General features: G+C 60.2%; 21 protein-coding genes. 10 read left to right on the top strand and 11 right to left on the bottom strand.

Annotated elements, in window-relative coordinates; all coding sequences use genetic code 11:
* Positions 1-79 precede the first annotated feature (79 nt).
* The 5 genes from hflK (Q7W83_RS28390) (at position 80) to cfaB (ending at position 7,414) form a co-directional block, all read left to right on the top strand.
* Positions 80-2,038 carry a protease modulator HflK gene (hflK, locus tag Q7W83_RS28390; RefSeq protein ID WP_473658399.1) on the top strand — a complete coding sequence of 653 codons (1,959 nt, stop codon included), beginning with the start codon at positions 80-82 and terminating at the stop codon, positions 2,036-2,038.
* Positions 2,035-3,075: a protease modulator HflC gene (hflC, locus tag Q7W83_RS28385; protein WP_150653873.1), complete on the top strand. Its 1,041-nt coding sequence runs from the start codon at positions 2,035-2,037 to the stop codon at positions 3,073-3,075. The genes hflK (Q7W83_RS28390) and hflC overlap by 4 nt, the downstream gene beginning before the upstream one ends.
* A complete protein-coding gene (gene hflK, locus Q7W83_RS28380) occupies positions 3,072-4,130 on the top strand; it encodes a protease modulator HflK (RefSeq protein WP_150630621.1) in 1,059 nt (352 codons plus the stop codon). The genes hflC and hflK (Q7W83_RS28380) overlap by 4 nt, the downstream gene beginning before the upstream one ends.
* Positions 4,127-6,037, top strand: coding sequence for a cation-translocating P-type ATPase (locus tag Q7W83_RS28375; RefSeq protein ID WP_150639412.1), 1,911 nt, complete (start codon positions 4,127-4,129; stop codon positions 6,035-6,037). Before hflK (Q7W83_RS28380) ends, Q7W83_RS28375 begins: the two co-directional genes overlap by 4 nt.
* Positions 6,038-6,229: 192 nt before the next feature.
* Positions 6,230-7,414 (top strand): C17 cyclopropane fatty acid synthase CfaB, encoded by a 1,185-nt coding sequence (gene cfaB, locus Q7W83_RS28370; RefSeq protein ID WP_150630619.1) that lies wholly within the window; start codon positions 6,230-6,232, stop codon positions 7,412-7,414.
* Here cfaB and cls read toward each other — a convergent pair.
* Positions 7,411-8,850, bottom strand: a complete 1,440-nt coding sequence (gene cls / locus Q7W83_RS28365; RefSeq protein ID WP_473658308.1) for a cardiolipin synthase — start codon at positions 8,848-8,850, stop codon at positions 7,411-7,413. The two genes, cfaB and cls, sit on opposite strands and share 4 nt — an antisense overlap.
* A 132-nt stretch (positions 8,851-8,982) precedes the next feature.
* Between cls and Q7W83_RS28360 the strand changes: the two genes are divergently transcribed.
* Positions 8,983-9,504, top strand: coding sequence for a DUF3617 domain-containing protein (locus Q7W83_RS28360; protein ID WP_473658304.1), 522 nt, complete (start codon positions 8,983-8,985; stop codon positions 9,502-9,504).
* 90 nt (positions 9,505-9,594) lie between these two features.
* Here Q7W83_RS28360 and Q7W83_RS28355 read toward each other — a convergent pair whose 3' ends face one another.
* Genes Q7W83_RS28355 through folE2 form a run of 7 tightly spaced genes read right to left on the bottom strand, consistent with a single transcriptional unit; the run spans position 9,595 to position 15,734 of the window.
* Positions 9,595-10,500, bottom strand: a complete 906-nt coding sequence (locus Q7W83_RS28355; RefSeq protein WP_473658300.1) for a His/Gly/Thr/Pro-type tRNA ligase C-terminal domain-containing protein — start codon at positions 10,498-10,500, stop codon at positions 9,595-9,597.
* A gap of 22 nt (positions 10,501-10,522) precedes the next feature.
* Positions 10,523-11,860, bottom strand: coding sequence for a dihydroorotase (locus Q7W83_RS28350; protein ID WP_473658297.1), 1,338 nt, complete (start codon positions 11,858-11,860; stop codon positions 10,523-10,525).
* Between the two features lie 2 nt (positions 11,861-11,862).
* On the bottom strand, positions 11,863-12,423 hold the full coding sequence (locus tag Q7W83_RS28345) for a gamma carbonic anhydrase family protein (RefSeq protein WP_150630614.1): 561 nt from the start codon (positions 12,421-12,423) through the stop codon (positions 11,863-11,865).
* The gene (locus Q7W83_RS28340) at positions 12,420-13,295 is read right to left on the bottom strand and encodes a metal ABC transporter substrate-binding protein (RefSeq protein WP_150630613.1); all 876 of its coding nucleotides are present in this window, start codon (positions 13,293-13,295) and stop codon (positions 12,420-12,422) included. The genes Q7W83_RS28345 and Q7W83_RS28340 overlap by 4 nt, the downstream gene beginning before the upstream one ends.
* An 11-nt stretch (positions 13,296-13,306) precedes the next feature.
* Complete coding sequence (locus Q7W83_RS28335) at positions 13,307-14,173, bottom strand: metal ABC transporter permease (protein ID WP_150639416.1); 867 nt, start codon at positions 14,171-14,173, stop codon at positions 13,307-13,309.
* Complete coding sequence (locus tag Q7W83_RS28330; RefSeq protein ID WP_458376877.1) at positions 14,173-14,841, bottom strand: metal ABC transporter ATP-binding protein; 669 nt, start codon at positions 14,839-14,841, stop codon at positions 14,173-14,175. Before Q7W83_RS28330 ends, Q7W83_RS28335 begins: the two co-directional genes overlap by 1 nt.
* Positions 14,838-15,734: a GTP cyclohydrolase FolE2 gene (gene folE2 / locus Q7W83_RS28325; RefSeq protein ID WP_473658287.1), complete on the bottom strand. Its 897-nt coding sequence runs from the start codon at positions 15,732-15,734 to the stop codon at positions 14,838-14,840. The genes Q7W83_RS28330 and folE2 overlap by 4 nt, the downstream gene beginning before the upstream one ends.
* Positions 15,735-15,819: 85 nt before the next feature.
* Here folE2 and Q7W83_RS28320 point away from each other — a divergent pair, with 85 nt between their 5' ends.
* Positions 15,820-15,963, top strand: a complete 144-nt coding sequence (locus Q7W83_RS28320) for a hypothetical protein (protein ID WP_473658404.1) — start codon at positions 15,820-15,822, stop codon at positions 15,961-15,963.
* Here the strand turns inward: Q7W83_RS28320 and Q7W83_RS28315 are convergent.
* Positions 15,960-16,337: a glutamine synthetase gene (locus Q7W83_RS28315; RefSeq protein WP_150630609.1), complete on the bottom strand. Its 378-nt coding sequence runs from the start codon at positions 16,335-16,337 to the stop codon at positions 15,960-15,962. The genes Q7W83_RS28320 and Q7W83_RS28315 overlap by 4 nt on opposite strands.
* A 141-nt stretch (positions 16,338-16,478) precedes the next feature.
* Between Q7W83_RS28315 and zigA the strand changes: the two genes are divergently transcribed.
* Positions 16,479-17,687, top strand: coding sequence for a zinc metallochaperone GTPase ZigA (gene zigA, locus Q7W83_RS28310; RefSeq protein ID WP_150630608.1), 1,209 nt, complete (start codon positions 16,479-16,481; stop codon positions 17,685-17,687).
* Positions 17,687-18,337, top strand: a complete 651-nt coding sequence (locus Q7W83_RS28305; protein WP_473658281.1) for a DUF1826 domain-containing protein — start codon at positions 17,687-17,689, stop codon at positions 18,335-18,337. Before zigA ends, Q7W83_RS28305 begins: the two co-directional genes overlap by 1 nt.
* Before the next feature lie 4 nt (positions 18,338-18,341).
* Here the strand turns inward: Q7W83_RS28305 and Q7W83_RS28300 are convergent, their stop codons facing one another.
* Positions 18,342-18,698 carry an NADH:ubiquinone oxidoreductase gene (locus Q7W83_RS28300; protein WP_473658278.1) on the bottom strand — a complete coding sequence of 119 codons (357 nt, stop codon included), beginning with the start codon at positions 18,696-18,698 and terminating at the stop codon, positions 18,342-18,344.
* Between the two features lie 27 nt (positions 18,699-18,725).
* Here Q7W83_RS28300 and Q7W83_RS28295 point away from each other — a divergent pair, with 27 nt between their 5' ends.
* Entirely contained in the window at positions 18,726-19,691 is a 966-nt protein-coding gene (locus tag Q7W83_RS28295) for a CobW family GTP-binding protein (RefSeq protein ID WP_458376881.1), read from the top strand.
* Here the strand turns inward: Q7W83_RS28295 and Q7W83_RS28290 are convergent.
* Entirely contained in the window at positions 19,688-20,101 is a 414-nt protein-coding gene (locus tag Q7W83_RS28290) for a DUF3301 domain-containing protein (protein ID WP_150630604.1), read from the bottom strand. The two genes, Q7W83_RS28295 and Q7W83_RS28290, sit on opposite strands and share 4 nt — an antisense overlap.
* Positions 20,102-20,149 lie beyond the last annotated feature (48 nt).

Raw genomic sequence — 20,149 nt, 5'->3', positions numbered from 1 at the left:
GGATTTAGTACAAAAATTTCACGGGTTTCGTTATATCGTAACGAACTGCGACATGAGCAAAGATAAACACTGGGGTGGTATGCAAGTCGATCTCGAAATTGAGGGCGCAACCGTAACGGGGCTGCCGCGTTTTCAGCAGGCAGTCTTTCAAGGGCGGCGATTGCGCCAGTTGGCCATTGGCTTCGGCGCACTCGCGGCGACAGGGCTGGTGCTGGCGTTTTTTGTCGGACTGTTTGCGCCGCAGTCGCTTTGGCCAGCGTTGCTGGTCAATCAGAGCGTCGGTTTGCTGGTGCTGGTCGCCGGGCTGCAATCGGCGTGGTGGGTGACACAGTGGCGCGCAAGGGCGATGAGCCCGGCGATGCTCCCGGTGGAAGTTGTCGCTGAATCGCCGCCGATGGGTTGGTATGACCGATTGCTGGAGCGGATCGGTCAACGATGGCTACGGCTGCTGGCGCAGATCGGCGCTTCGACGCTGTGGCTTGGCGCTTGGGCTCTGCTGGTATTGTTCAGCGTTGAACGGGTCTGGGACCTGGCCCTGCCTCCCGCTGCACTGGGTTTTTCGGCCAGTGTCGCGGCGGCATTGTCGTTACTGCTGGCCTTTGGTTTGCTGGTGCTGGAACGGCAACTCGCCCAGGAAAACGTAGCGCAATGGCCCGAAGCAGGTTCGCTGGCGCAGCTGACGCGCGTGGCAATTATCTGCCTTGTGCTAAGCGCGCTGTGCCTGTTGTTGGGCAGCGAAGCGTCGGTGTGGCCGGTACGTCTGGCGGTGCTGATTGGCCTGCTTCCGGGGCTGGTCGCGGTCGAACTGCTGCTACGCGCGGTGTTGTCGCTGTTCAGTCCGCAGCGTGAACAACTCGAACCGGCGTTGCTGGCACGCAGCTTCGTCGCCGACATGCTGCGCTGGCCGCCCCAACCGTTGCTGGCGCTGCAACACGAATTGCATAACCGCTTCGGCATCGATCTGCGGCAGATCTGGGCCTTCACTTACATGCGCCGGGCGTTCGTTCCGGTGCTGGCGGTGGTGGCACTGGTCGGTTGGTCGCTCACCGGCATTCACGAAATTGCCCTGCAAGGGCGGGGCATCTACGAGCGTTTCGGTAAACCGGTGGAGGTCTTCGGGCCCGGTTTGCACGCAGGTCTGCCGTGGCCGCTGGGCCGGGTGTTGAGTGTCGAGAACGGTGTGGTCCACGAGTTGGCCACCAGTGTCGGCGAAGCGGCGGCGCCGATAGTGGCTGAACCGGCTGAAGGTCCGGCGCCGGCGACGGCCAATCGCTTGTGGGACGCCAGTCATGTGAACGACAAGTCTCAGGTGATTGCCAGTAGTCGCGCCGATAAACAGAGCTTCCAGATCGTCAACATGGACGTGCGTTTCGTCTATCGCATCGGCCTCACGGATCAAGCGGCGTTGGCCGCGACGTACAGCAGCGCCGACGTACCCACACTGATCCGCAGCACCGCCAGCCGAATTCTGGTGCACGACTTTGCCTCTCGGACCCTCGACGGTCTGCTCGGTGAGGACAGGGTAGGGCTCGCCGAGGAGATCGGCCGCGCGGTGCAGGCGGACCTGGAAAAACTCGACAGCGGTGTGGAAATTCTCGCGACCGTGGTCGAAGCGATTCACCCACCGGCCGGCGCGGCCAACGCTTATCACGGCGTGCAAGCGGCGCAAATTGCTGCGCAAGCCTTGATCTCGCGTGAGCGCGGCGCAGCTGCCGAAGCCACCCATCAGGCGCAATTGCAAGCCAGCATCGCGCGCGATCAAGCGACGGCCAGCGCGCGTGAAATCAATGCTGCCGCGCAAGCGGCGGATCTGAAATTCAGCGCCGAGCAAAAAGCCTATGCCCACGCAGGCCAGGCTTTCGTGCTGGAGCAGTATTTCAGCCAGCTCTCCCAAGGCCTGAGCAACTCCAGGTTGCTGGTTCTCGATCATCGTCTGGGCGGCAGCAGTAACGCGCCGACCATCGACCTCCGTACTTTCACGCTGCCGGTTGACCCTGCATCGGCGCGTAAAACTGCTCAGCCAGGAGCTGCCAATTGAGCCAGTCGCACACTCACGATCATGATGACCACGCCGGCCTCGATCACGGCCATGGCGGGCATCACCACGGGCATCACCATCACCACCATGGCGATCCACAGGAAGCAGGTCCATTCCCATGGCGACGCATGGGATGGGCGGCGTTGCTGGTGGCGTTTGCCATCGCTGCGGCGAGCCTGGTGCAAGTGCGTTCCGGCGAGGCCACGGTGATCACGCGCTTCGGTAATCCGTCGCGGGTGTTGCTGGAGCCGGGACTGGGCTGGCGCTGGCCCGCGCCTTTTGAAGCAGCGATACCAGTCGATTTGCGTCTGCGCACCACGTCCAGCGGTTTGCAGGATGTGGGCACGCGTGACGGTTTGCGCATCATCGTTCAGGCCTACGTGGCGTGGCAGGTGCAAGGCGATCCGGACAATGTTCAGCGCTTCATGCGCGCCGTGCAGAATCAGCCGGACGAAGCGGCGCGGCAGATTCGCACCTTCGTCGGCTCGGCGCTGGAAACCACGGCCAGCAGTTTTGATCTGGCCAATCTGGTGAACACCGATGCCAACCAGGTGCACATTGCCGACTTCGAAACGCAGTTGCGTCAGCAAATTGATCAGCAGTTGCTCACCACTTACGGTGTTCGTGTGCTGCAAGTCGGCATTGAACGGTTGACCTTGCCGTCGGTGACCCTTGCCGCCACGGTCGATCGCATGCGTGCCGAGCGTGAAACAATCGCCACCGAACGCACGGCCATCGGCAAACGGGAAGCGGCGCAAATCCGCTCCGCCGCCGAGCGTGATGCGCGAATCGTCCAGGCCGATGCCACGGTTAAAGCGGCCGACATCGAAGCTCAATCCCGGGTCGAAGCCGCACAGATATACGGCCGCGCTTACGCGGGTTCGCCGCAGTTGTATAACTTGCTGCGCTCCCTCGACACCTTGGGCACCATCGTTACGCCTGGGACCAAACTGATTCTACGCACCGATGCCGCGCCGTTCCGGGTGTTGGTTGACGGTCCGCCGACGCTCGATAATAAGTCCGGGTCGCAGCCATGAATTTGGTTCCACGTGGAACAATTGAATTGAGCAGCCCGTGGATTCAGGCCGGGCGCTTGGCTTTTCTCGCCCTGTATGCGGTGACGGTGGTGGCCGCGTTGGCGTGGGCGTTTTCCAACGTGCGGCAAATCGACCCGCAAAATCGTGCGGTGGTGTTGCATTTTGGCGCGCTGGATCGCATCCAGAATGCCGGTCTGTTGTTGGCGTGGCCGCGACCGTTCGAGCAGGTGATTTTGTTGCCGGCAGCAGATCGGGTGATCGAGCGTCGGGTCGACAATCTGCTGCGCAGCGATGCCGCGTTGCAGGCCGACCGAGCCGCCACATTCGCCACGCCGATCAGTGATGCGCTTGCAGGTTCCGGTTATCTGCTGACCGGTGACGCGGGTGTGGTGCAACTGGATGTGCGGGTGTTTTACAAAGTCACCGAACCGTATGCGTTTGTGGTTCAAGGTGAACACGTGCTGCCTGCATTGGATCGTCTGGTGACCCGCAGTGCCGTGGCACTCACCGCTGCGCGAGATCTGGACACCATCCTGGTCGCCCGACCGGAGTTGATCGGGGCGGACAATCAAGCGGCGGAAAGACGCGAACGCCTGCGCGGAGATTTGGTACAAGGCATCAATCAACGTCTCGCGCAGCTGACCGCAACCGGGCAGGGACTGGGCATCGAAGTGGCACGCGTTGATGTGCAATCGAGTCTGCCAGGACCTGCGGTCAATGCTTTCAATGCCGTTCTGACGGCGAGTCAGCAAGCCGACAAAGCCGTTGCCAACGCCCGCACTGACGCCGAGAAACTGACTCAGACGGCCAACGAGCAAGCCGACCGCTCGCTGCAAGTCGCCCACGCTCAAGCCAGCGAGCGGTTGGCCAAAGCCTCCGCCGACACGGCCACAGTACTGAGCCTGGCCAAGGCGCAACAACAAGGCACCGACCCGCAAATGCTGTTGCGCATTTACCGCGAACGCTTGCCGAAAATACTTGGCCAGGCCGGCTCGGTGACCACGGTCAATCCGAAAGACGATTCCCGCCTGATCATTCAGGGAGCTGCACAATGACCGCCCAAACCGCCGCCGCACCGAGCATGTTGTCCTCGGCCGAACAACGCAGCGCTGCACGCCAACTGACCCTGGCCATGCTCGCGCTAGGCTTGCTGGCGCTTGGTTTGATCTGGCGCTGGTGGTCGCCGGAGCAGACGGGTGTCAGTCAATTGCTGCTGGGTTTTGCCTCGTTGCTGGTCGCCGTACCCGTGATGCGTTCGGCCTGGTACAGCCTGCGTTATCCCAGCTTGCACGGGATCACCGATCAGTTGATTGCGTTGGCGATGCTGGGTGCCTGGGCGACTGGCGATCTGCTGACCGCTGCGTTATTGCCGATCATCATGATCTTCGGCCATGTGCTGGAAGAGCGCAGCGTAATCGGTTCCCAGGAGGCGATTCACGCGCTCGGCAAGCTGACGCGCAGCCATGCGCGCAAGGTTCAGGCGGATGGCTCCATCGTTGAAGTCGACAACAGCACACTCAAGGCCGGCGACCGCGTGGAGGTGCGCGCCGGTGATCGAGTTCCGGCCGATGGTCGTGTCCTCTCCGGTCAGGCGAGTCTTGATACCGCGTCGATCACGGGCGAGTCGGTGCCGATGGAGGCGGGCGTCGGCATGACGGTGTTCGGCGGGGCGATCAACCTTGATGGCCTGCTGCGCATCGAAGTGACCCGCACCGGCAACGAGTCGACACTCGGTAAAGTCATCGCGCTGATGCAAAGCGCCGAGCGCTCCAAACCGCCGATCACCCGGTTGCTGGAACGCTACGCCGGCAGCTACATGGTGCTGGTGTTGTTGCTGGCCGCTGTGACCTGGTTCATCACCAACGATGCGCAAGCGATGCTTGCCGTGTTGGTGGCAGCCTGTCCGTGTGCGTTGGTGTTGTCGGCACCGGCCACGGCGATTGCCGGCGTTGCGGTTGCCGCACGACACGGGATTCTGATCCGCAGTTCGGCGTTTCTCGAAGAGCTGGCGGATCTGACGTCGTTGGTGGTCGACAAGACCGGGACGCTGACCTTCGGCACCTTGCGCCTGCAATCCATCGACAGTCCGCTGGAAGACCGCAGCCACGTGCTGAAACTGGCTGCCAGCCTGGGCTCCGCCAGCAGTCACCCGGTCAGTCGTGCGCTCGCCGGGTTGGTCACTCAAGAGCATTTTCTGCTGCTCACGGACATTCACGAGCGGCAGGGTCTGGGCGTGGTAGCGATGACGGAGCAGGGCGAAGCGGCACTCGGGCGACCGGAGTTGTTTGCTCAATTGGGCATTCCCGTTTCAGTTGTTCCCGAACACGATGGCCCGATTGCCGGGCTGGCGCTCAATGGAGAGTTTCTCGCCTGGCTGTTACTGGCGGACAGCGTCAAACCCGAAGCGCGGTTTGCCTTGAACGAGTTGCGTGAACTCGGATTGGGCCGGCAATTGCTGCTCACCGGCGATCGCCAAAGCGTCGCGAATGCGTTGGCCCGGGATGTCGGAATCCGTGATGTCGAGGCCCAGGCCTTGCCCGAGGACAAACTCAATCGCGTGCTCAAGGAGATCGACAGCGGCTTCCGGCCGATGGTGGTCGGGGATGGCATCAACGATTCGCTGGCCCTCAAGGCAGGCGTGGTCGGCGTTGCGATGGGCGCGGGCGGTGCCGACATTGCCTTGGCTTCCGCCGATATCGTGCTGATTGGCAGCGACCTGCGTCGGCTCGGCACTTGTGTACGTTTGAGTCGGCAATGCCGCCAGACCTTGCAGGTCAACGTGATTATCGGTCTGGGCTGGACACTGGCAATTGTCGCTTTCGCGGCCTTCGGCTGGCTTGGCGCGGCGGGGGCGATGATTGCGGCGTTGCTGCATAACCTGAGTACTTTGCTGGTACTGGGGAACGCCGGGCGGCTGCTGCGCTTTCAGGAGCCATTGCTCAAGCTGAAGGACGATATTTGAGGGGGGTTCAACTTTTCAGAACTGTGCGCCCGATACGTAGTCATCTAGGGTAAGGGCAATCATTTCTGTGAATGTGCGCCGGGTTGGTTTGAACGCTGCGGGTCATAGAAAAGGGCTATGAAATCGATAGCCTGCTATTTTTCAAGGATGGTCTAACCTCACAGCAGACGTCTGAAACAAGGGGGATATTCCATGCTCGCGCAACTTCCACCGGCCTTACAGAATCTGCAGCTACCGCTACGCCTGCGACTCTGGGACGGCCATGAATTCAATCTGGGGCCGACGCCCAGCGTCACGATTGTGGTCAAGGACCCACAAATGGTTACCCAGTTGACTCATCCAAGTCTCGACGCGCTCGGAGCGGCGTTTGTCGAGGGCAAACTCGAGCTGGAAGGCTCTATCAGCGAGGTGATCCGCGTCGTTGATGAATGGAGTCATGCATTGCTGGGCGACCTCGACAGTCAGCCTGTTCGCACCGCCCACGACAAGGAAACCGACGCCAAGGCGATTTCCTATCACTACGACCTTTCCAACGCGTTTTATCAGCTGTGGCTCGACAGTGACATGGCGTACTCCTGCGCCTATTTCGAGACCGGCAGCGAAACGCTTGAGCAGGCCCAGCAAGCCAAGTTCCGCCACCTGTGTCGCAAGTTACGCCTGCAACCTGGCGAATACCTGCTGGACGTCGGGTGTGGCTGGGGCGGTTTGGCGCGTTATGCGGCGCGGGAGTTCGGCGCGAAGGTGTTCGGGATCACACTGAGCAAAGAGCAACTGGCCCTGGCCCGTGAACGGGTGACAGAGGAGGGCCTCGACGATCTGGTCGAGTTGCAACTGCTGGACTACCGCGATCTGCCTCAGGACGGGCGCTTCGATAAAGTGGTCAGCGTCGGCATGTTCGAGCACGTGGGGCATGAGAACCTGGCCGAGTACTGCAAAACCTTGTTCGGCGCGGTGAAGGAGGGCGGCCTGGTGATGAACCACGGCATCACTGCCAAGCACACCGATGGCCGGCCGGTGGGGCGCGGTGCCGGTGATTTTATCGAGAAGTACGTGTTCCCCAACGGGGAGCTGCCGCACCTGTCGATGATCTCTGCCGAGATCAGCGAAGCCGGGCTGGAGATCGTCGATGTCGAGAGTTTGCGCCTGCACTACGCGCGCACCCTGGACCATTGGAGCGAACGCCTGGAGGACAACCTGGAAGCAGCGGCCCGGCAGGTGCCGGAGCAGGCCTTGCGCATCTGGCGGCTGTACCTGGCAGGCTGCGCTTATGCGTTTGCCCGGGGCTGGATCAACCTGCACCAGATCCTCGCGGTTAAAGCCCACCCCGATGGCAGCCATGAACTGCCCTGGACCCGCGACGACATCTACAACCCTTAAAGGATCGGTGAAATAAGCCGGGCGATCCGCATGCCGACCTGTTGCAGGCGGTGGGTCTCCCGGCTTTCTTCTTTGGCGACTTCGTGCGCTTGGGCGAAGTCATTGTTGAGCATCTGCTCCACTTCGCCAGCAAAGGCACTGTCGACGGTCAGCAACATCACTTCGAAATTCAACCTGAACGAACGGTTGTCCATATTGGCGCTACCGATAGCGCTGATTTCGCTGTCGATCAACACCACTTTCTGATGCAGGAAACCGGGCTCGTAACGGAATACCCGCACACCGGCGCGTACCGCTTCGAAGGCATACAGGCTGGAGGCGGCGTAGACGATGCGGTGATCCGGTCGTGAAGGCAGCAGCAATCGCACATCCACGCCGCGCAGAACCGCCAGCCTCAAGGCGGCAAACACCGCTTCGTCGGGGATGAAATAGGGGCTGGTAATCCACACCCGCTCGGTCGCCGCGTGAATGGCTTCGACGAAGAATAACGAACAGGTTTCGTAGGAATCTGCCGGCCCGCTGGCAAGCAATTGGCAGAGTACGCCGTTGTCCGGATACGTGTCCGGCAGTATTAACGGGGGCAACGAGCGCGCTGCCCAAAACCAGTCTTCGGCGAAGGACTCCTGCATGCTCGCCACCACCGGCCCACGCACGCGCACGTGGGTATCACGCCAAGGGGAGAGGGGTGGTTTCTCGCCCATGTATTCGTCGCCGACATTATGCCCGCCGACAAAACCCAGCACGCCGTCCACCACGACGATCTTGCGATGGTTGCGGAAGTTGACCTGAAAGCGATTGAGCCAGCCGCCACGCGTCGCGAAGGCTTTGACCTCGACACCGGCATCGCGTAACGGCTGCACATAACTGTGAGGCAGGGAGTGGCTGCCGATGCGGTCGTACAGTAAATAAACGGGGACACCTTCGGCGGCTTTTTTCAGCAACAAGGCTTGCAGGCGTTGGCCCAGACGGTCGTCGTGGATGATGAAAAACTGGATCAGCACGGCTTCCTTCGCCTGGCCGATGGCGTCGAAAATCGCTTCGAAGGTGGCGGTGCCGTTGATCAGCAGGCTGACTTCGTTGTTCGCCAGGCATGGCATTCGCCCCAGTTTCGGCATTGCCCTTAATGATGCGTAGGCGTTGGAGGCGCGGGCGGTCAGGGCCTCTTCGACCCACGGGCGCCAGTTCAGCTCTGAGATGGCTTTGCGCATTTCCTCGTTGGCCTGTCGCCGCGCCTTGATGTAACCATCAAAGGTGCTGCGGCCGAAAACCAGATACGGGATGAGCGTGAGGTAGGGAATGAACAACAACGACAAGGCCCAGGCGATCGAGCCTTGGGCGGTCCGAACGGTCAATACGGCATGAATGGCGGCGATCATGCCTAACGAGTGCAGAAGTGCGATCAGATAACCGAATATATGCGGTCCAAAATAATCCATGGGGGCAGCCTTGCTCCTGAAGATTCAGTGCTTAACAGACCATGTTCCGTGCAGAATGTCGCTATTTAATTGGCCCATGAACCGAAGCCCGTGGCCGACGTCTAACGGCCACTACTGATCAGGAGTTACTCGATGAACGTTCGTCTGCTGGGTTTGGCTGTGGCTTTAGGTTTAGCAGTTCCGGTGGCCGCTCAGGCGCAGATGCTGCAGCCGGGTCTGTGGGAATTGACCTCGAGCAACATGAAAGTCGATGACCAGAACCTGCCGGATCTGCAACTGATCCTCGGTCAGATTCAGAGCCAAATGACGCCTGAACAGCGCGCTCAATTGGAAAAGCAAGGCATCACCATGGGTGGCAAGGGGATCCGGTCTTGCCTGACGCCGGAGCAAGTGAAGACCGACAACATTCCACTGACGGATCCGCAATCGGGCTGCAAGCAAGAAATCACCGAGCGCACCGGTAATCATTGGAAATTTCGCTTCAGCTGTCCGAAAGCACAGGGTGCGGGCGTCGCCACATTCCTCAGTGATCGCGAGTTCACCACCAAAGTGAATGGCACGTTCAACGCCACCGGCATTCAGCAGAAGGGTAGCCTTGATACTCGCGCGGTTTGGTTGGGGCAGGATTGCGGGACGGTAAAACCAAGAGCCTAAAAGCTTCGCGGGCAGGCCTCGTTCCCACAGGATGCCTACACCCTGTGGGAGCGAGCCGGCGCCGGGCGGCGTTCCGACAAAGGCGTGCGCTCAGACACCGGCAATGCCCGTTAATCTCAGCCAGTCGCACATCGCTTCAATGGCCATCCGGCCAAAATTCTCCCCGGTGCGGCTTCGCACGCTGACAAACCCGCCTGCTTTTTCTTTCTCCCCGATCACCACCAGATACGGCACTTGCTGGCTGTGCTCGCGAATCTTGTGCCGGACTTTCTCGTTGCGCAGGTCCGCGCGGGCGCGTATACCGCTTCGGCGCAACGCCTCGGTCACCCACTGTGCGTAGTCCGATTGGCGATCATCCATGCTCACCACCATGACGTGGGGTGGGGCGCGCCAGTTTTCCAGTTCCTCCTGGCAGGACCAGCAAGTGCCATAGATCCGCTGTGGCGCAGTGCCGCTGATGTGATCGAGCGCGAATGCCTGCAACACTCTGGTTGCAGGGGCATGCGGACCTGTCGACACACATTCGAAGCCCCCGAGCACGTAGGGCGTTAACTTTTCCATGTACCTGGACCGCAATGACGGCTCGCGCCGGCGGATCGAATGATTGGTCGCCGCCAGGGTTTTCATGCGTGCTTCGATGCCTGCAAGGTCGACCAGGTTTAACGGTCGCTCTAAGGAAAACTCATAATAGAACCCGTCACCCAGCGCCGACCCGGTCTGCAATTGCGCTTTTGGATAGAGCTGTTTCACGGCCATCGCCAGCATCAACGCGCAGGAACGGCGCAATATTTCCAGGCCATCGGGCTCTCGAGGCGTCACGATGTTGACCCGGGCATCGGCCTCAATCATGAATTCGCAGTCCACCAACACGCCGTCCACCCGACCGGCGACGGCTGCTTTGGCAAGCCCGGGACCAATGCTCGCGGCGAACTCATACACCGACAACGGTTGGTCGTATTCACGCAATGAACCATCGCTCAGAGTGATGTGGATCATGTCGGTGCTCTCGAGTGCTGCGCTAGCGCATAAACCGTAGCGGTAAACCCTGGCAGCTGTCATTAAGACGTTGGTCGTGCCAGGCCATTTGCCCAGATACCAGGGTGGTACTCACGCTGTGGCGAAAGCGCCTTCGTGCGAAGGGCGTCCAGCCGCATTGGGATAGGATGGGTTGCTGAGAGACGGCAACGCCACCAGGTTCGGGTTTTATCAGCACCAGGTCGGCCCAGTAACCTTCGCGCAAATAACCTCGGTCGGGAATCGCAAACAGATCAGCGACACGGTGACTGGTCTTGGCCACAAGGGTTGTGATCGGCAGAACGTCATCCGCCACCAACTCCAGCAACGCGGGCAGGGCGTGTTGCACCAACGGCAAACCGGACGGTGCCAGGTCGTAGGGACGTTGTTTTTCGTCCCAGGTGTGAGGCGCGTGGTCGCTGCCGATGACGTCCAGTCGATCACTCAACAAGGCTCGGCGCAAGGCGTCGCGATCGGCCTGGGTCTTGATCGCCGGGTTGCATTTGATCAGGTTGCCGAGGCTTGCATAGTCGCGATCGTCGAAGAGCAGGTGGTGCAGACAGACTTCGGCGGTAATGTGTTTTTGTGACAGTGGCCTGTCTTCGAACAAGGCCAGTTCGCGTGCGGTGGTCAGGTGCAACACGTGAAGTCGGGTGCCATGACGCTTGGCCAGATCCACGGCCATCGAGGACGAGTGCAAGCAGGCCTCGGCATTGCGGATCAACGGATGGGCCGAGGCGGGAATGTGCTCGCCAAACAGTGCTCGCAGGTTCATCGCATTAGCGTTGATGCTGGGGGTGTGTTCGCAGTGGGCCAACAGAATGGTCGGCACTTCAGCAAATAGCCGTTCGAGAATCCTTGGATCGTCCACCAGCATATTGCCCGTGGACGCGCCCATGAACACTTTTACACCGGCCACTTCATAAGGATTGAGCGCGGCCACGATGTCCAGATTGTCGTTGCTCACACCGAAGTGAAATCCATAATTGGCCACAGAACTAATCGCTGCGCGACGCTTCTTGTCAGTAAGTGCCGCAAGGCTCAATGTCGCCGGATTCGTGTTGGGCATGTCCATGAAACTGGTGATACCACCGGCCACCGCCGCTCGCGATTCGGAGTAGAAACTGCCCTTGGCGGGCGAACCGGGATCGCGGAAGTGCACCTGATCGTCGATCATCCCGGGCACCAACCACTGGCCGTCAGCATCGATTTCTATCGCTGCATTTTCCCCTTTAATGCTGCTGGCGATCTTGACGATGCGCCCATGGCTGACCAACAGATCACCGTCGAACTCACGTCCTTCATTCACCAACCGGGCATTACGAATCAGCACGCTGCTCATGGTCAGAACTCGTTCTGCAGGGCTTTGTAGCCACGCACCAGATCGACGTTGGTGCGCGCCACGTCCTCGGAAAACTCCGAGGCGCTGACACTCACTGGCGGGAATTGCGACAGGTCAGTGTTGGGCCCGATGCGGGTGGTGGAAGGCACGTAGAAGTCGGCGGGCAAGTCGCGGCCATCGACCACCGAGTTGTGCCGCACCACGCAGCCATCACCGACGGCGCAGTTGAACAGTACGCTATTGAATCCGATGAACACCCGGTCGCCCACAGAGCACGGACCATGCACGATGGAGCGGTGGGCGATCGAGCTGAACTCGCCGATCGTCACCGCCGCACCGGACTTGGAGTGGATCACCACACCGTCCTGGATGTTCGAGTTGGCGCCGATGGTGATCGGCTCCATCTCGCCCGAGGCGTCGACTTCGTCGGCGCGAATCACCGCGTAGGGGCCGACGAAGACGTTCTCGCCGATCACTACTTTGCCGCAGATGATCGCGGTTTTATCGACGTAAGCGGACTCCGCAATCAGCGGCAAATCACCTGAGGGATTCTTGCGGATCATGGCTTGCTCAACGCCTCGTACAAGGTGTTGAGGTTGTACTCGAACAACCCGGTGAAGGTGCTCGCCGGACCGGTTGCGGCGAGCGCGTCCGAGTACAGCGTGCCACCGATGTGCGCACCGCTTTCATCGGCAATCTGCTTGAGCAGGCGGGCGTCCTTGATGTTCTCCATGAACACCGCTTTGACCTTGGCCTGGCGAATCTGAGTGATCAGCGCAGCGACTTCGGCGGCGGAAGGTTCGCGCTCGGTGGACAGACCCTGTGGTGCCATGAAGTCGATGCCATAGGCCTGACCGAGGTATCCGAATGCATCGTGGGACGTAACGATCTTGCGGTTGCCCGGCGGCAGAGAGCCGAGTTTGGCTTTGGCTTCGGCGAGCAGCGCGTAGATCTGTTTCAGGTAGGCCTGGCTGTTGCGTTCGTAGTCGGTTTTGTTCGCCGGGTCAGCGGCGATCAGCGCCTTGGTGATGTTGCTGATGTACAGCTCGGCGTTTGCCAGGTTGTGCCAGGCGTGAGGGTCTGGAACAGTCTCGCCGTCTTCATCCAGCGAGCGTGGGATGACGCCGTGGCTCGCGCTGATGACCGGGGCTTTGGTCTCGGTGCTGGTCACCAGGCGGTCCAGCCATGGCTCGAAACCCAAGCCATTTTTGATGATGAGTCTGGCCTTGAGCAATGCCTTGGCATCTTCCGGGGTCGGCTCATAGGTGTGAGCATCGGCATCGGGGCCGACCATGTTGGTGATCTGGATGTGCTCACCGCCGACCTGATGGGTCATGTCGGCGAGGATGCTGAAGCTGGTGACCACCTGCAGTTTTTCTGCCGCAGACAACGACATCGACAGCATCAAACTGAACAGCACGAGTAAAGCGCGCATCGGGAAACACCTCATTGGGATGTGAGCAAGGGCGGGCGGCGCAGCAAGCCGTGCACCGGTCCGAACACCACGGACAGCAGGTACCAGCCACCCGCTACCAACACGATCGCCGGGCCGCTGGGCAGCGAGTAATAGAACGACAGCAACAAGCCGAGCCACACCGAAAGGCAGCCAAGCAGCCCGGCGACGGCCATCAATACGGGCAAGCGTCGGCTCCAGAATCGCGACGCGGCGGCGGGCAACATCATCAGACCGACGACCATCAACGCCCCAATGGCTTGAAAACCGATCACCAGGTTCAGCACCACCAATGTCAGGAATACGCCGTGTGCCAGCGGACCGAGACGGCTGACGGTTTGCAGAAAGAGTGGGTCGAGGGTGTCCAGCAACAACGGTTTGTAGATGAGCGCCATGGCGATAAGGCTGATCCCTGAGACCCACAACATGCCCGTCAACGTCGGACCGTCGACTGCCAACGCCGAGCCAAACAGCAGGTGCAGCAGGTCCAGACGTTTGCCCGCGATGCCAAGGATCAGCACGCCGCTGGCGAGTGAGATGGGATAGATCGCAGCAAGGCTCGCATCTTCTCGCAGACCGGTGCGACGGGTGATCCATGCCGCGAGCCCGGCCATGCTCAGGCCCGCACCGAGACCACCGAGGGTCAGTGCCGGCAGGCTCAGACCGGCGAACCAGAAACCGAGTGCAGCGCCGGGCAGGATTCCGTGAGCCACCGCGTCGCCGATCAGACTCATGCGCCGCAGAATCAAAAACACCCCGAGCGGTGCCGTGCTGCAGGCCAACACCAAGCCACCGAGCAGTGCCCGGCGCATGAACACAAACTCGTGGAAGGGCTGCCATAGATGAGCGGCGGTGAGCATCAGGCCACCTGCGTCTGTGGTTGCTGACGGATAAGCTCGGTGCTTGAGCCGAGGACGCAGCCGCTACTTTTGATCAACAGCGTTTGAGGAATGTGTTGGCGCACGGCGGCGAGGTCATGGCACACCACCACCAGAGTTCGGCCTTCGGCATGCCAGGCGTGAATGTTTTTCCACAGCAGTGATTGACCTAGCTCATCGAGGGCGGCGTGAGGTTCGTCGAGCAACAGCAAGGGGGCGTCGGCAAGGCTCAATCGGGCGAGCAGGGCGCGTTGCAATTCACCGCCGGAGAGGGCCATCAATGGGCGCTGTTCCAGGCCGGTCAGGCACCAGTTTTCCAGCACGGATTTGAGACGTTGGCTTCGGACGTCGGGGGATTGCTTGCTGCCCCAAAAACCCGCCGCGACTAACTCTTGCAGGCTGATTGGGAATTGCCGGTCAAGGTGCTGTTGCTGGGGCAGAAACGACAGTGAGCCTTTGCGTGGAACATCAAGGATGACTTTTCCGGTTAAGGGTTTTTGCAGACCGGCGATGACTTTCAACAGGCTGCTTTTGCCTGAGCCATTGGACCCGATCACAGCGGTCAGGCTGCCTTGGTTCAGTTCGACATCTACCGGTGGCGTCAGCGGTTGGCCCGGTGCGCCCCAGCACAACGCCTCGCAGCGAATCACGCGGCCTCCCAATTCCATCTGCTTTCGGCGACGGCGTCGTGGGCGTGCAGGCTTTCGGCGTGGACGACTTTCAGGTGGAAGGCGTTGATGCCAGGCGAGCGCTTCAATGCCAGATTTAAACGTCGAGCCGCGTCTTCGCAGAACATCAGGTTTTGCCCGTTGGCCAGCGCGAAGGCTTGTTCGTCGGCACGCTTTACCGCGGTTTGGACGGCGGTGCCGAGGGCGGCTTCGGCGTCGTTGATCAGGGTAATCAGCGGCAAGTCATCGAGATAATCACCGAGGCGCAACGTCAACTGCGCATTGCTGCGTTGACTGTGCGGCGTGGCAACAATGCCTTTTGTGGAACCTAGCCAAGCCAAAACATCAGCGTGTTGCAGCGGCTGGTTGGCGAAGTCATCGACGAATTGCTGCTGAATCAACTGCCGAGCCAGTGCGGCTGAGCAGGGGCAAGTTGAGGAATAAGAGATGTCGATTTTTAGTTCCACGTGGAACATCGCGTTTTTCAAACGTGCATTGATGCTGACTGGATAGGATTTCCAACCGGCCAAGGGACTGATCAGCGCGGGTCGTTTGAGCAAGAAATCTGCGTGGATTGTCAGGTAAGCGCTGTTGGACAAACCTTCATGGGTATCGAGAAATCGCTGCAAGACACGCCGCAATAGGGCCGGCGTCAGGTTTTCCTGCTCGAGCATTTCCAGCGCCAGGTACAGCCGCGACATATGAATGCCGCGCGCTTCTCCATCATCGAGGCTCACACCTGCATCGGCCTTCGCGCTCAATCGCTGGCCATTGAATAGAATTGGAAGAGCAATGCCACACATGCCCACCCATTCAAGTGGCAGGGCTTGGCGTGAGGCCTGCGCGGCGATATCCGGCAGAGTCAGCGCATTCATGAGCAGGTCCATCGTGGAAGTCGGTTCGACATGTTATGTTATTACATTAGAGTCGACTACGCCTTTTTCACGAGTGGCTTTCACCATGCACAGACGTCACTTGCTCATGGCGCAGCGAGAGAACGGCGCGGACCTGTTGGGGGCGCCGTCGATCCTGGTGGAAACCAGCTTCATTTCCAACGCTCGCGACAATCAGCTGCTGCTCACAGCACCGCATCAGCAGGCCTAGCAGCCCGTAATCCGGCTGCAGGTGAACCTGGCGCTGCTACCGCCGGAGCTGGAAAACCGATTGATGGTGGTCCAGCCGACCCGACGGTTATAGCCCACCCAGGCTTCGCCGTCGGAAGCGATCCCGGTGAAGAATGTCAGTTGCCCGTAGCGACTGTTGGTTTGCGCCCAATAGCGCTTGCCCGCCCGTTCGAAGCCGCGCAAGTAGATCGTACTGCCGACGGTGTTGACGCTGTAAGCATTGCCGTCCGCATCCACACAGGCCAGCAGGTTGGCGCTGCGAGTGCAGGTGGCAAGGCTCGGGATTTGCGCCCAGGTGTCTACGGCGAGCAGCAGCGAAACGCTCATCAGCGTTAATTTCAGGGCAATGCGCATGGGATTTCTCACAGGGCGGGCTACAGCATCGTGCCCTTAGTCACGGTCGGCAAGAGGGGAGTGGTTTAATTGCATTGTTATACTATAACATTGAATTAAGCCCGACACTGCGACCGGGCATCTCCTGTGAGGATCAACCTGATGCCCAATCGTCTCCCTGTGACCGTCCTGTCGGGCTTTCTCGGCGCCGGAAAAAGCACGCTGCTCAACTACGTGCTGCGTAACCGTGAAAACCTGCGAGTCGCCGTGATCGTCAACGACATGAGCGAAATCAACATTGATGGCAGCGAAGTTCAGCGTGATGTCACCCTGAACCGTGCCGAAGAAAAACTCGTGGAAATGAGCAACGGCTGCATCTGCTGCACCTTGCGTGAAGACCTGCTGGAAGAAGTCGGCAAACTCGCCAGGGACGGCCGCTTCGACTACTTGCTGATCGAATCCACCGGCATTTCCGAGCCCCTTCCCGTGGCGGAAACCTTCACGTTCCGCGACGAAGAAGGGCAGAGCCTGGCCGACATCGCGCGGCTCGACACCATGGTCACTGTGGTCGATGGCATGAACTTCCTGCTCGACTATCAGGCCGCCGAAAGCCTCGCCTCCCGTGGCGAAACCCTGGGCGAAGAGGACGAACGCTCGATCACCGATCTATTGATCGAGCAGATCGAATTCGCCGACGTGATCCTGATCAGCAAGATCGATTTGATCAGCAGCCGCGAGCGTCAGGAGTTGATCGCGATCCTCGAACGCTTGAACTCGCAAGCCGACATCATCCCGATGGTCATGGGCGAAATTGCGCTGAAGAAGATCCTCAACACCGGTCGCTTCGACTTTGAAAAAGCGGCGCAGGCGCCAGGCTGGTTACAGGAGCTTCGCGGTGAACACGTGCCGGAAACCGAGGAGTACGGCATCGCTTCCACCGCGTATCGAGCTCGCAGGCCGTTTCATCCACAGCGCTTTTTCAGCTTCATCGACCGTCCTTGGGTGAATGGCAAACTGTTGCGTTCGAAAGGGTTTTTCTGGCTGGCGAGCAAACCCATGGACGCGGGCAGTTGGTCTCAGGCGGGCGGTTTGATGCGCCATGGTTTTGCCGGACGCTGGTGGCGTTTCGTGCCGAAAACCCAGTGGCCGCAGGATGAAGAAAGCACCGCCGGGATCATGCAAAACTGGACCGCCGCCACTGGCGATTGTCGGCAGGAGCTGGTGTTCATTGGCCAGAACATCGACTTCAACTTACTCACCACGGAACTGGACGACTGCTTGCTGAGTGATGAAGAAATGGCCTCAGGCATTGAAGGCTGGCGCTTGTTGCCCGATCCATTCGGCCCCTGGCATGAAGAGGAAGCCGCCTGATGCTGGCCCCGACCTTGAAGTTGCGACCGGTCATTAGTCAGGTTCAGGGCGAGACGCCGCAAGCCCTCGCGCGGATTCTGGACGACGGCGTGAACCTCGCTATTTGGCAGCGTCGGCTCCCGGTGCACATCGCCGATTTCGGCGGTTTGTTGCTGTCCCTGAACGAACCGTTGGCCGAGTCGCTGGTGTTGGAAATACCCGGTGACGACACCGAGCCCAATCTGCAGGGACTGGCCTCGGGCTTCAGCGATCTTGAGGGGTATGAAGGCTTTATCGCCGACGTTTCCTGGCTGGTCAGTGCATTCGCCTGTCTGTTGGGCGCCCAGCGTATCGGCGTGCGTCTGCGGGTTCTGGACAAAGCCATGTGCCCGCGTTTTCACGTCGATCATGTGCCGGTGCGCTTGATCACCACGTATGCCGGAATCGGCAGCGAATGGCTGAAGGAAGGCGCAATGGATCGTCGCCAATTAAGCAAACCTGAAGCCGAACCCACGGATGATTCGCTGACCCAGCAGATCGGCAGCGGTTATGTGGCTTTACTCAAGGGCGAGAAATGGCACGGCAACGAAGGCTTTGGCCTGATTCACCGTTCGCCGCAACTCGCGACGGGCGAGCGCCGCTTGATCCTGACCCTCGACTGGCTGAATTAGCGGATCAAGGCTTGAGCCAGTTGCCCTGGCTCTGGCCTTCGCAAAAAGGCTTCAGGTACGCCGCGTCGGTGGCCACGCCGTAATAGTGAATATCCTGCCGGTAAGGCATATTGGCGACCTGGGCATTGCTGCACACGCCGAATGCGCCGCCGGGGCATTGGTCGACGTATTGCACGTCGATTTTCTGGCCAGGAAGGTTAGGCTGACAGAAGCCATCGGCGAAGAGTTTTTCCGGGATGTTGCGGTTCTGCTGGCAGACTTTTACGTCGAGTCGCTCAGCCGTGCTATGTACCACGCAGGCCTGGGCCAGCGCCTCGCCGCAAACCAGCGCCAGAAGCAACGTCCAGCCAATCAACCGCATCCTTTACCTCCTCAGAAAACACTCACCATGTTGCAGAACATTCCCACACACGTCATTGCCGGCCCCTTGGGCGCAGGCAAGACCAGTTTGATCAAGCATCTGTTGGCGCAGCGACCGGCGAACGAGCGCTGGGCGGTGTTGATCAACGAGTTTGGCCAGATCGGCCTCGACGCTGCGTTGCTGACCCGGGACGCCGATGGTATCGCAATGGGCGAAGTGGCCGGGGGCTGTTTGTGTTGCGTCAATGGTGCGCCGTTTCAGATCGGTCTCGGTCGTTTGCTGCGCAAGGCACGGCCGGATCGGTTGTTCATCGAGCCGTCCGGACTGGGCCATCCGGCGCAGTTGCTCAGGCAATTGCATGAGGCGCCGTGGCTGGGTGTGCTGGCCGTTCAGCCCTGCGTGCTGGTGCTGGATGCCCAAGCGCTGGCAGCCGGCAAACCGTTGCCTGTGACGCAGCAGGAGGCGTTGGGCAGCGCCGGATTGCTGTTGCTGAACAAGTCGGAAAATCTCGACACAAGCGATCGTCAGCGAATCGTCGCGCAGTTGCCGGAACGGCGTGTGTATTGGACGCAACAGGCCATGTTGCCGTTGAGCGAGTTACCAGGCCTGGAGGCGCAGGCTGTGGCGGGTGTGGATAACTTCGTCCCACCCACAGGATTGGCGCAGATGCCGGCCATCTGGACCGATCCCGAGGTGCCGATTTGCTTGAGTCAAGATCAGGAGGGTGGCTGGAGCATCGGTTGGCGCTGGCATCCGCGCCAGACTTTCGATTCCGCCCGCGTTGGCCGGTGGCTCGAAAGCCTTGCGTGGCGGCGGGCCAAGTTGGTTATCCACAGCACCGAGGGTTGGATTTCGGCGAATGCCCTGGATAACTCGCCGCTGGATTGGCAGCCCAGCGAATGGCGCCGGGATTCGCGGATCGAGCTGATTTTCAGTGAGCCGCAGGAAGTTGATGCGTTGCAAAGGGCACTGGCCGACTGCCGATTGAATTAAGGACGCCACTTGGTGTGATCTTGCCGCCACTGACTAAGCTCAATCACTTCAGCGCGCGGCTTCGCGACATCCACCACTGCAGGCGTGTCGTCGAACGGTATCGGGTAGGGCGCCAGTTCGATCTGCGCGCTATGGGCGCCGAACTGGGTGATGGTGCCGTTGTGGCGGGTTTCGCCGGTCACCGTGAACTCGAAGTTGTACACGCGGGCCAAGCGTCGCCGACCGTTGGCATCCTTGATGAAAGCGATTTTTTTCAGCGCCACGTTGCCGTCCAGCAACTCGATCCCGAGCTTGCCGCAATGCTGCTTGACCCGCTCCAGCGCACGCTCGCGCAAGCCATGGTTGTGCCACAGCCACGCGCCGCCGGTGGCCAGCAGCATCAGCACGAAGATATTTCCGAGGGTCAGCATCAACAGGGTGCTCCAACAAGATAGTGCCAGCTTAACTGCGTCGCCGGT

Source organism: Pseudomonas sp. 300 (assembly GCF_055803035.1).
The sequence above is the reverse complement of the archived record's forward strand: the minus strand, read 5'-3'. Positions and strand labels throughout refer to the sequence as shown.

Coding starts and splice junctions, on each gene's coding strand:
- hflK (WP_473658399.1), top strand. CDS start 80: ATGCAAGTCGATCTCGAAATTGAGGGCGCAACCGTAACGGGGCTGCCG.
- hflK (WP_150630621.1), top strand. CDS start 3,072: ATGAATTTGGTTCCACGTGGAACAATTGAATTGAGCAGCCCGTGGATT.
- Q7W83_RS28375 (WP_150639412.1), top strand. CDS start 4,127: ATGACCGCCCAAACCGCCGCCGCACCGAGCATGTTGTCCTCGGCCGAA.
- cfaB (WP_150630619.1), top strand. CDS start 6,230: ATGCTCGCGCAACTTCCACCGGCCTTACAGAATCTGCAGCTACCGCTA.
- cls (WP_473658308.1), bottom strand. CDS start 8,850: ATGGATTATTTTGGACCGCATATATTCGGTTATCTGATCGCACTTCTG.
- Q7W83_RS28360 (WP_473658304.1), top strand. CDS start 8,983: ATGAACGTTCGTCTGCTGGGTTTGGCTGTGGCTTTAGGTTTAGCAGTT.
- Q7W83_RS28355 (WP_473658300.1), bottom strand. CDS start 10,500: ATGATCCACATCACTCTGAGCGATGGTTCATTGCGTGAATACGACCAA.
- Q7W83_RS28350 (WP_473658297.1), bottom strand. CDS start 11,860: ATGAGCAGCGTGCTGATTCGTAATGCCCGGTTGGTGAATGAAGGACGT.
- Q7W83_RS28345 (WP_150630614.1), bottom strand. CDS start 12,423: ATGATCCGCAAGAATCCCTCAGGTGATTTGCCGCTGATTGCGGAGTCC.
- Q7W83_RS28340 (WP_150630613.1), bottom strand. CDS start 13,295: ATGCGCGCTTTACTCGTGCTGTTCAGTTTGATGCTGTCGATGTCGTTG.
- Q7W83_RS28335 (WP_150639416.1), bottom strand. CDS start 14,173: ATGCTCACCGCCGCTCATCTATGGCAGCCCTTCCACGAGTTTGTGTTC.
- folE2 (WP_473658287.1), bottom strand. CDS start 15,734: ATGAATGCGCTGACTCTGCCGGATATCGCCGCGCAGGCCTCACGCCAA.
- Q7W83_RS28320 (WP_473658404.1), top strand. CDS start 15,820: ATGCACAGACGTCACTTGCTCATGGCGCAGCGAGAGAACGGCGCGGAC.
- Q7W83_RS28315 (WP_150630609.1), bottom strand. CDS start 16,337: ATGCGCATTGCCCTGAAATTAACGCTGATGAGCGTTTCGCTGCTGCTC.
- zigA (WP_150630608.1), top strand. CDS start 16,479: ATGCCCAATCGTCTCCCTGTGACCGTCCTGTCGGGCTTTCTCGGCGCC.
- Q7W83_RS28305 (WP_473658281.1), top strand. CDS start 17,687: ATGCTGGCCCCGACCTTGAAGTTGCGACCGGTCATTAGTCAGGTTCAG.
- Q7W83_RS28300 (WP_473658278.1), bottom strand. CDS start 18,698: ATGCGGTTGATTGGCTGGACGTTGCTTCTGGCGCTGGTTTGCGGCGAG.
- Q7W83_RS28295 (WP_458376881.1), top strand. CDS start 18,726: ATGTTGCAGAACATTCCCACACACGTCATTGCCGGCCCCTTGGGCGCA.
- Q7W83_RS28290 (WP_150630604.1), bottom strand. CDS start 20,101: ATGCTGACCCTCGGAAATATCTTCGTGCTGATGCTGCTGGCCACCGGC.